Here is a 10195-nt window from a genome sequence, read left to right as displayed (position 1 = left end):
TTGTCCCATTTTTCTGCAAAGCACTCAAGTTCCGCGTACCCTTCAGCTTCGCTAGAGGCCGTGTAAATCCTTCTGAGATCGGTAGCCACAGCCTTACGCTCTTTCCAAGGCACAAACTTGAGGTAGTTGCGGATCTGGTGAACAATACACTTCTGAACTTCGGACTGGGGGAAAGCGGCTCCAATTGCTTCAGAGATGCCTGTTAGGTTGTCTACCGCAAAGATTAGGATGTCCTGAGCACCACAGTCCTTGAGTTCGTTCATGACTGTCAACCACTACTTTGCTGACTCCGTCTCTGAAACATATAGACCCTGACAGCTTTTGGTACCCTCGAGGTCTATCCCGATTATGGCATAGACAGCAACGTTCTTAGCACATCATTATAGCGCATTTTAATCATCTATGGCGTCCATGAAAATGACGGTGTATACCGGTTGCAACGGACGGATTTGCGAATCCTGAGCATGCTCCATGACCGTATCTGTAATGTTGCTTGTTGGTCTCGGGAAATATCTAGCCATAAATATGTTGCTTGAATCTCGGGTGTCATTCCATTGGCGCGCATTGAAACCACCTTCGCTTCTATGCAGGGAATATCACATTGCCATTTTTCACCACCCGGCGGTCAAAAGTTGATTTCTGATCACGAGACACATAGAGTTTGATCTCTTCTAAGTAGGACTGCACCGTCTTCGGCCTATAGCCATTCCTTGGATTGGCATCGTCACCCGCCTTCTCGGCGTGTTTCTGATTGCCAAGGTGATCCGTTAGGTCTTCATCGTAAATGGCTTCAAGGACCTCTTTCATCATCTTGTGCATTAGCTCTTGAAAATCCTCAGTGGTCTTGACTCCCTGCTCCCCATTAATCTCTTTGAGTTCCCCTCTTTCAAACATCATCAGTCTATCTCCTGTCTTTTACCTCCATTATTAACAGGAGTCTACACAAATAAGCGCGCACTCCTTAGTATTGCCCGATGTCCTTTTGCTACTCATTTTGGTCATTACTTACGGAGGTGAACCACAACTTCTCAACAACCTTCAAGTTAAATAGTTGCCTAACCTCCCTAACCCTTAGTATCATCAGCATAAACACATAAGTCACTCCAGCCAATACAACCACAATACCTAACCGTATAACCTCAGGCAAAGCAACCTTCCCGGCAAGCAGAGTCATTAGATTATTACACAACAACCCCATCAACAATGATGCTAGAGTGCACTTAAACACAAATGGTATTGTGGAGGCCATATCAATTGTATTTACTCTCTTAAACATACAAACCAATAACACAATAGTACCTATCAAGACAGATAACGAAGTCGCTAAAGCCAAACCTCCATGGGCCATAAACCGAACGAATACAAAATTCAGTGCAATATTGCTACATACCGTAACTATACCCACAATCATAGGCGTTTTGGTATCCTGAAGAGACCAAAAACCTCTCTTGAGTAGATTATTTAGGGACAAGAATGGTAAACCAACCGCATAAAAAATCACTGCATACGCGGTCATTTGTGTGGCAGCCGCATCAAAAGCCTTTCGCTCGAACAATACACGCACGATTGGTTCCCTAAGTACAATCAACCCAACCATCATCGGTGTGACCCAAATGACAATGTTCTTAACACCCAAGATCAGACGTTCACGAAAACCCGCCCAGTCCTCTTTCATCGCCGTCTCAGCAAGTCCTGGATATAAAACAGTCAGCAAACTACCTACAAACAAACCGAAAGGAAGCATGGTCAACTTATTAGCAAAACTTAGTGCAGAGATACTTCCTTCAGTTAGCATGGACGCCATTTGTTTATCAACTATGGTATTTATTTGATATACGGCACTACTCAAAAATACAGGTAAAACAAGGTGGGCTGCCATCTTTAGCTCTAGACTTCCCCAATCGAGTTTTGGCTTATACCGCACCTTCCGTCTATGCAAAGCTATATCCTGTAATACAGCTTGACTAACAATTGCCGCAACAGTACCAATAGCCAGTGCCGTAATACCATAGGTTTTTCCAAGTAATACTGATGAAAGTATTATTATCACATTGTACGGCAAACCGACCATTGAAGGTACTGCGAAGTTTTGCATCGAATTCAATGCAGCACTGTACAAGGAAGAAAGCCCCATAAAGATAATGCTGGGTAACATCAACCTAGTCAAATATGTAGCTTTACCCAACATTTCTTGATTAAACCCTGGTGCCATAATCCTCACCAAATAAGGAGCCAACGGTTGTGCAATACAAAACAACATGGAAAACCCGATTACCAGCACCGTCAAGAAGTTATTAAACACATCCTGAAACTGTTCTGCATCTTTGGCATAGGCCTGTGTAAATATAGGAATCAGTACAGTACTTATCGCTGCTCCCAAAGCCGCGATAAGTATACCCGGTACCGATAAAGCAACGAGATATGCATCTGTGTCACCGGTGGCCCCAAAGTAAGCAGCAATTGTCATTTCCCTGCCAAAACCCAGGACCTTACTGATAATCGTAAAGAACATTACAATCCCAGTAGACTGCAACAACTGATATTTGTATTCCATACACTAACCGTCTCTCTAAAAAAATCCCACAAGAACACGACTTGGCAGCTCCCGTAGGTATAACAAAAACAGCCTTCAGGACTTGATATTTCCCGAAGGCACTATTACTTACATCATTCTTGTCAATCTATACTACAAAATAAAACACTACCAACATCATTCAGATCATAACCAATCTTCTAGTCCGACGCTTTTCTCAGAACACAACCCATATATAACCAGCTAGCCAATCCTTTTGGAACGTGCGTAAAACCACTCACAAACAACATTCCTTGGCTTAGCCACTATAAAGAACAAAACATAATAAATTATCAGACTCTTATCACTTCAACTGTTGACACTTTCCTTTACCTTACACATTGCCAACTCGAACACTTCTCGCAGAGTTCCACTAGGGCTTTCGTCCTATGCAAGAAACACGCACATCCCCTCAATGTATGATAAACGTCTATGCAGTCGACCATGAATTACCGCATACAGAGAAGATGATAATATGTTCGACATATAACACTACTTTCCTGCTTTATCAAGCAATCCCCTCTGATTTTAGCACTATTCCCAAGAAAAAAATGCAAACCGTTAGGAACCGTAACTAAACTAGAAATTCAAGTCCATACCGAGCGGAATATTCGCCCTGTCGACTAAGTCTCTCTAGCACAAGTCTTGCTCGATCCTTGCCTCGAATCAAACAACCGACACCATCTTTTCCCCAAAAGCCATCTAAGAACAAAGCCAGGCATCACCGAAACCAACAATACTAACCAAATCTCTGCCTATACCCCTATGGAATGACCGATAATTCCATTGTTGCCACCGACGGTACCCCCTCAGAATACCGACCTTGGACCCGACGTAGATAGAACACTGGCCCGCGCTTCATAAAGGATAGGTCAATCTTACCTATCGTGACCCTCTCGTAAGCGTCCTAATCACTCACAGAGGTTCCAAACAGCTGGCCTCCAAGGATGCATGCATTCAATCTGGACAGAACCGGTGCAGCCCAAGTCGGATAAGAAGGCAACCACCAAGTCAAGTAGCCCGCAGAAGCCCATCCGCAATCCATCATAGAACCCGTGAAATGCAGTATAAATCATTCATCGGTGATTAACTCCAACAGTATCCACCCTACGACTCTAAAGCAAGCGATCCCATTAGTGTTTGAAAATCAAGAGCTACGCCACGGGCTCAGCAACATTGTAGAATAATCTCCCTTCGGTTAGGCCGAAAAAGCCCACATACGCCAGTAGAACGAGAAAGCTCAACGATGGATCAATGTTCTTGCGGTTCCGATCCGCGCACAGCTAGGCTGATCCATTGCGGTGAGCATCATTGTTTTCGATGAACCGCAAAAAACGAGTTGACGAGAAGCTTAACTAGCCCTTCCATACCAGTAACGTCAATCGATGCACCATAGCTGACTCAACGGCGGCCCGTTACTGCTTCACTCCGTCGTTCTCATAGATGCAAGTAACACATGGGAAACACAAAGCTAGTGGGTCACTTTCTTTACCCAATACTTAGTCTCACCCACAAGGATACTACCTAAGGCTAAGAGATCACCCCGGACATAGCAGGTCAAAATCCAACCAGATTCTCCTGATCTCCTTTGATCTAGGGTGTCTATTCCAGAACCCCACTTTTCTTGCCTGCTAATGTCTTTAGCTAAACAGTCTCGCATTGCCCGGTTGCTTCATCAATTGAACAAACTCACCACTTTTCCACCAGCAGATCCTATCCATCGCTGCATTCCTTATTCAACCATGGATCCTAAGCGAACCCTCTGTACTCAAACACGATATGACTAGCCCCTGCTAACCACATCTGCCAACTAACTGTTGTATATGCAACTAGAGTCCAGCCTTATACGAAAGAGCTCTATTTCAACCTCACCTTGATACGAAAAACCACAGAAACGAATCTTTTTCTCTCGCTCACAAACCCCGGTACCATCGGCGTGTACAGCTCTACTATACATGTAACCAGTATCTATATACACAAACATTGTAAAGGGATTTTACACGCTATCCAGAACCATTTAACTACGACCGGTCACATTTATCTTACCAGTAAGGAGGTTATCTAGCTTTATACCATTGCCGCCGGAAATACTAACATCCGAAAGGAGCAAACGAATGAAAAGAAATCTAGTCTTGTCCGTGATCATCGTACTTTGTTTATTGAGGAGCAGTCCCACATGTTATGCTGACTGGAGCATTGGCGGAGGGATCGCCTTTGGCGGTTACCAGACGATGTTAAACGACACCTTTGGAGCAAATCCTTTCTTCACCCTAAAATCCTACCCTCTATTTCAACTCTGGGGTGCCATCGATCTTACAGACAAACTGGAGGTGACCCTATCAAACACTACTTACCTCCATTGGGAAGTAAGCGGTACCCGCGGCTCAATTACAACGAGCGCGGACAATCAGCACGTTAGTTCCCATTCATACTTATCTGCCGGGATCAGTGCTGCAGTAGGTTCTCCTGTCTATTTGGGACTTGGCATTACCGCCTTCCATGAGAAAGCCTCAGTCTCGCCTGAGTTCCAGGACCTATTCGATGCCATCTGGGATTACTTCGGAAGCGGTGAAAAGCCAAAGTCATCATCTACACAAGTAAGACCTCACATCAAAGTTGGGTGCGAGTATCAACTTACAGAAGATATCGGTGTTCGAGGAGAACTGCAGATGAACTATAACATGCCTCTTCTTGCAAAAATCGGGATCACCCGCCTGTTCTAGAAAAGTGCAGCCCACCAAGATTATCTTGGTGGGCTGCATCCCCCTAGAAGAAACAACGAACCACAAGGGCCAGCAACACCTATATCTACAGTGTTTAAAGAAAGAATGCTACTAGAGATCTTCCTTCCAGGATGGCGTCATCTTGATGCACCACACATCGCTTGAGATGATTGACGTAGCGTAGGATTAGATAGCCATCAACTGAGTATGGCTCCAGATTGCATCATGGCGGCTTGTGCTAAGGCAGGTAAAAGTCTACTTCCTAAAGTGCCCCACTGGTTTTCTCATCGGCCCATAGCTTCAACCAGCGGGTGATCAAGTCACCTTTGCCATACAGTAATGCGCTGTCTTTACGTCCATAGGTCGTTGCCAATGTAGAAACAGGGACATGGTAAAAGCCCTGTAGTCCAAGGACGACATCAAACTCATACCGCCTAATAATCTCCTTAATTCCGTCCCTTTCCAGATTTCCAAGACTCCAGGCAGGAGTCAACTCTCCCAAATTGGTGAATACCTCTAACTCTGGCGTTACTAAAAACGCCAAGAGCGAAGGTGTCTGGGCATAGGGTTCGTTGTTTTGGCTCAATTCAGGCAACCACGCGGATTCAGGCTTTCCCAGGGCACTAGACAAGTCAACCGCTTGAAAATGCTTAATAGTCTTATCGGATAAGTATTTGGGCAGCCGATCCAGCACCTGGGCTGAGGGACGCAAGTGCTCATGGACAAAAGCTTCCCCCACCGGTGTCGGTAGATTGACAAACACCACAAATTCTTTACCTAATCGCGCCACACGCTCTTCTAGCTTGAGTTCTTGGATGAGTTCAACAAACGCGTCCAATTCGTCAATCACCCGATTGCTCAAGAAAAGCTGCCAGCGTGGTGCAATACTTTGGTCTAATAGACGTTCCGTTGCCAAGAGGTTATCTTGAAATGAACCAGCCCTCCGGGTAAAGTAATCGGTGTTCGCCTCTAGGCCAAAGAAGCTGATCTGCACTACCTTGGTGCCCACCTCCTTTAGCCAAGCTGCATAGTCTTGTTCCCGGGCCAACCGCCAGCTACTCGCTAGTTCAAAACGAAGCGCCCCTCCAGGATAACTGAGTTCTTTCTCCAATTCCCATAGCCTGCGATACTCCGGCAAGCGATCCGGTTCCCGAAACCAAGTCTGGACGATGATTTGATCAAAGACCGGCTTCACATCATCAGGACGCCGATAGGAACGAAACTGCTGCACCACCCACCGCAAGGCTTCTTCGGACATGCCTTGATCAGTACCATGCCCCAACCAACAGTGACGACAGCGGTTTGGGCATCCAGCCATATCCACGGTAACACCTACCCGGCCTGAAGTAATCCTTGGCATACGTTCTCCCCCTGTTCATCATACAAACCCCTTCGCCTGTCAAGCCAGCAATCCTTCCGGTATCTCCTGCATCACACACCGGCACTTGTAGCTTGCCTTAGAGCCTCACAGCTGAATCCTTTCTATCAGTTACCCAGAGCAAACACCCATTCGCTCAAAACCATATCCTTAAGCCTCCCACATATGATCAACTCTCTTGGTTTCCTCACCTCTGAACGCTTGCCTTTACAGAGACTAGGGAAGCAGCTAACTGACAGGCTATGGAAACTTACCTAGGTCTTGGGGTAACTTACGTGCAACTGGCCATTAAGCGCAGGCTCGACCTAGGCCACCGGCAGACAATTCCCTTTTCTGTGCCGATTAGTATCTACCCACCTTATGTCCTTCATCTAACATCGCCAGGTAGTTCGCAATCGGTATGTAATTAGTCACGCTATTTCCTGTACCCAATGCATAGCCACCACCAGGCATGCATGCCTCTAGTACTTCTCTGGTGCGGACTCTCACCTCCTCTTCACTAGCCCTACATAGGAAGTCTACATCGAGCCCTCCAAGGATTGCCATCTTGTCACCCAAGGACTCCTTGACCTCTTTGATGGGCATAATGACATCCTCATAGGAATGCTTAGCATCTATGCCACAATCAACAATATCTCCAATAACCTCCGTGAGATTACCGCATGAATGTAGGATCACAGGCTTATCATATTGATGCACTATGTCACAGTACCGCTTATACCAAGGGAACACCAGTCTGCGCAAATCCGTCGGGGAAATCATTGTACCCGAACGAAAGCCCAAATCATCGGAGATCAACATGGCACCCACTGCCTCGTGCTGGACACAATACTCGTAGATCAGCTCATATAATCTACCGATCCGCTCAAAGACAGCATCAACTAAGTCCGGCTGGTCGACCAAAGCATAGGATAAGCCCTCACAAACAAACCCATCGGATCTTCGAGTACGTGTCCAGTCAACACGATACCTTTCATTCCCTCAGGCATTTCCTTCAAAGCCAGATCCAATTCCTCAAAATACTCTGGTGCCACAGTAGGCCATGGATACTTCTCAAAATCCTCCCAGTTTGCGATACTACACATACCAGCCGTTCGATAGCAACGTTAACCCTTAGATAACTCAGCTGTATCGCTCGTGCTGGCCTGTCCGTGCATAGGCAAAGGAATATTTAGGAAAAGACAGACAAAATCGTAACCAAGCTGACATTGAAATTCAATGCGGTCTTTTAGTCCCTGATATGGGCGGCCAAGAACCTTACTGATGACTTCCTGGTCGGCAAATAATTCGTAAAAAGGTACTACATCGGGCTCTCCTTCTCTCAAAAGCACTTTCCTTAATCTGCTGAAATCAGGTTCCCTTTTCAATCCCATTCCTCCGTATCTGTATTCTGTACTAACCGGGATTAGTGCCCCGCCTCCTAGTGCATCCTTGACTAAGACAGTAAGAATACTGCCCCTGATGCGATATCTGGATTTATCTTGTGCCGGCAATACTTCTTAAGCCTATTAATGCGAACCGACATATATGTAGAAACCCAGTGAACCACCGACACAACCCATACTGGTAACTTGGAGACTGGTGGTATCCACTAGCTTCTTACTAGGATATCTTCGGTACAATACTTGATTTGGCTCAAAAACCAGAGTAGATTTCTAGCTATAGTTCCGCACCACAACATCAACTCTGAAGTCTATCTTTAAGCAAAGAACGTTAGGCATATGTAGAATGGAGATAAAAAACCACAGGCCCGTAAGCTCATACGCTGTATTCTTGTCTATACAGGGATAAAAACAAAACCAGTGGGCAGTTTTAGATCAACAGTCAAAGAATCGTTTCTTACTCTATTGGTATGTAATCTTCCAAGCAGGCGCTCCCCCTCCCATCCAATCCTGCCGGACCACAACAGTGGATGCATGGCAGCCAAGGCACCGTCCCACTTGATGTTCCTTTGCTGCCGGACACTACTAGAGATCCGTTTCCAAATATAGTCTGTCTAGGCTACAGAATAGTTGCATCCTGCTCGCCCTTACCTTGGGATAATCCGCAACTCCTATTTCAGCAGAGAAAGACTTATGAACATCGGTCTTGCCAAGCCACCCAGATGGCATCCATTATCTTGCCATCGATGCTATTGGCTTAGTCCTTTCATCTGTTCTCAGTCGGCTTTTGGGGGCCCTCAAGGGTCTTACTGATTAGACCAATGTAGTAGCCCATCAGCACCGAGCCGGACCCGGACTACTACATTTGGTCTATCTCTGAAGCACGCTTATTCCTTACCACTACCAGCTAAACATGAAAGCTGCGTTTACAGCAGTTTCCTTACGTACGCGACTGACTTACGAATATCCTCTTTTACATCCCCGGTTCCTTCGTACTCAATCACAAGGGAACCCTGGTAGCCTGCTTGTTTTAGGGACTCTACTATGTATGGCAGATCTACATCACCCGCACCAATAGTAGTCCCCTTCACACGGATCCCGTCAACTCCTGTATAAACACCCACTGTTTCACTACTATCCGCGCGGCGAAAGTCCTTGAAGTGCACATGGCCTACCCTGTGGGCCAACCGATCCATCGCCTTTTTAGGATTCTCTTTGCACAGCATGAAGTTGCCTGTGTCAAAGTTTGAGGTTAGAGCCGGTGAGCCCACCTCATCTAAAATACGCTCAATCTGTGCGCTAGTTCCGGCAAAGGTACCGTGGTTCTCCAAGGCCAGCACCACCTGTTTTTCTTCCGCATAGGTAGCAGCCTCTCGCAAACCGTCTACAATCCAGGCAAAACCTGTATCAAAGTCTATACCGTCCTTTTCATTGCCGGAGAATACACGGATCACCGGAGCCCCTAGGGCTACAGCTAGGTCAATCTCCCGCTTCGCATAGTCCAGCATCTTTTCCCTAGCACTAGCATCGGCATTCACAAAATCATTGTCAATCGAATAGCATAGGATATCTAAGCCAAGCCTTTTAGTCAATTTGACAATATCATTGGGTTCGGTGGCCTTATCAGTCCAGAAGTAATCAAGCAGCTCCACCCCATCAACACCCAATTCTGCGGCAAAGTGCGCAAAATCCTTTACGGTAAACCCTTTCCCATATAGACTTACAACACTCCACATACTTAATCCAAGCTTCATTAGTATAAAAGCCCCCCTTCTCCAATTTGAGTTTCCTAAAAGCACTAGGCCCCGAGAATCGTCTTAAGAGCCCATGTTATTCCACCTGACGAGTACCGGTGAAGCTATCAGTAGAACCTTAAGCAACGCTTTACACCAACGTCCCGACAAGTGGAATGGCTCCTTTGCTCGCATAAGACCTAGTCAATCTCTCTGCTTGTGATGAGCAAACAACTATGTTTGTGCAAACCAACACTAGATACCCAGATAGAATATGACAGAATCCCAAACCCTGGGTTACCCTTAGTGACCCACTGCCCAATTGGGGCATTCCTATTAAACCTTAAGCTATGCGCATATACTCCAACCCAGCCCAATCCTGATCCGCCTGTCCTTTAGTTAACCAA

10 protein-coding genes are annotated in these 10195 nt (G+C 46.0%); 1 reads left to right on the top strand and 9 read right to left on the bottom strand.

What is annotated here, in order from left to right; translation table 11 throughout:
• From M0Q40_08750 to M0Q40_08735, 4 genes are all read right to left on the bottom strand, one after another.
• Positions 1-263 (bottom strand): transposase (locus M0Q40_08750; GenBank protein MCK9222693.1); only part of this gene is annotated, 263 nt, incomplete at its 3' end.
• Between the two features lie 319 nt (positions 264-582).
• The gene (locus M0Q40_08745) at positions 583-897 is read right to left on the bottom strand and encodes a transposase (protein ID MCK9222692.1); all 315 of its coding nucleotides are present in this window, start codon (positions 895-897) and stop codon (positions 583-585) included.
• A gap of 88 nt (positions 898-985) precedes the next feature.
• Positions 986-2554: a murein biosynthesis integral membrane protein MurJ gene (murJ, locus tag M0Q40_08740; GenBank protein ID MCK9222691.1), complete on the bottom strand. Its 1569-nt coding sequence runs from the start codon at positions 2552-2554 to the stop codon at positions 986-988.
• Positions 2555-4043: 1489 nt separating this feature from the next.
• Positions 4044-4232, bottom strand: coding sequence for a hypothetical protein (locus tag M0Q40_08735; GenBank protein MCK9222690.1), 189 nt, complete (start codon positions 4230-4232; stop codon positions 4044-4046).
• 454 nt (positions 4233-4686) lie between these two features.
• On the opposite strand from M0Q40_08735, the gene M0Q40_08730 reads away from it, so the two are divergent.
• On the top strand, positions 4687-5295 hold the full coding sequence (locus M0Q40_08730) for a hypothetical protein (protein MCK9222689.1): 609 nt from the start codon (positions 4687-4689) through the stop codon (positions 5293-5295).
• A gap of 262 nt (positions 5296-5557) precedes the next feature.
• On the opposite strand, the gene M0Q40_08725 is transcribed toward M0Q40_08730, so the two are convergent.
• The 5 genes from M0Q40_08725 to M0Q40_08705 all read right to left on the bottom strand — a co-directional run bounded on the left by M0Q40_08725 (position 5558) and on the right by M0Q40_08705 (position 9809).
• The gene (locus M0Q40_08725; GenBank protein MCK9222688.1) at positions 5558-6655 is read right to left on the bottom strand and encodes a radical SAM protein; all 1098 of its coding nucleotides are present in this window, start codon (positions 6653-6655) and stop codon (positions 5558-5560) included.
• 360 nt (positions 6656-7015) lie between these two features.
• The gene (locus tag M0Q40_08720; protein ID MCK9222687.1) at positions 7016-7576 is read right to left on the bottom strand and encodes a uroporphyrinogen decarboxylase family protein; all 561 of its coding nucleotides are present in this window, start codon (positions 7574-7576) and stop codon (positions 7016-7018) included.
• Positions 7555-7758, bottom strand: coding sequence for a hypothetical protein (locus M0Q40_08715; GenBank protein MCK9222686.1), 204 nt, complete (start codon positions 7756-7758; stop codon positions 7555-7557). The genes M0Q40_08720 and M0Q40_08715 overlap by 22 nt, the downstream gene beginning before the upstream one ends.
• Positions 7759-7779: 21 nt before the next feature.
• On the bottom strand, positions 7780-8040 hold the full coding sequence (locus tag M0Q40_08710; protein MCK9222685.1) for a hypothetical protein: 261 nt from the start codon (positions 8038-8040) through the stop codon (positions 7780-7782).
• Between the two features lie 941 nt (positions 8041-8981).
• Positions 8982-9809, bottom strand: coding sequence for a sugar phosphate isomerase/epimerase (locus M0Q40_08705; protein ID MCK9222684.1), 828 nt, complete (start codon positions 9807-9809; stop codon positions 8982-8984).
• Positions 9810-10195 lie beyond the last annotated feature (386 nt).

Source organism: Limnochordia bacterium (assembly GCA_023230925.1).
In the GTDB taxonomy this organism is placed as follows: domain Bacteria; phylum Bacillota; class Limnochordia; order DUMW01; family DUMW01; genus JALNWK01.
The sequence above is the reverse complement of the archived record's forward strand: the minus strand, read 5'-3'. Positions and strand labels throughout refer to the sequence as shown.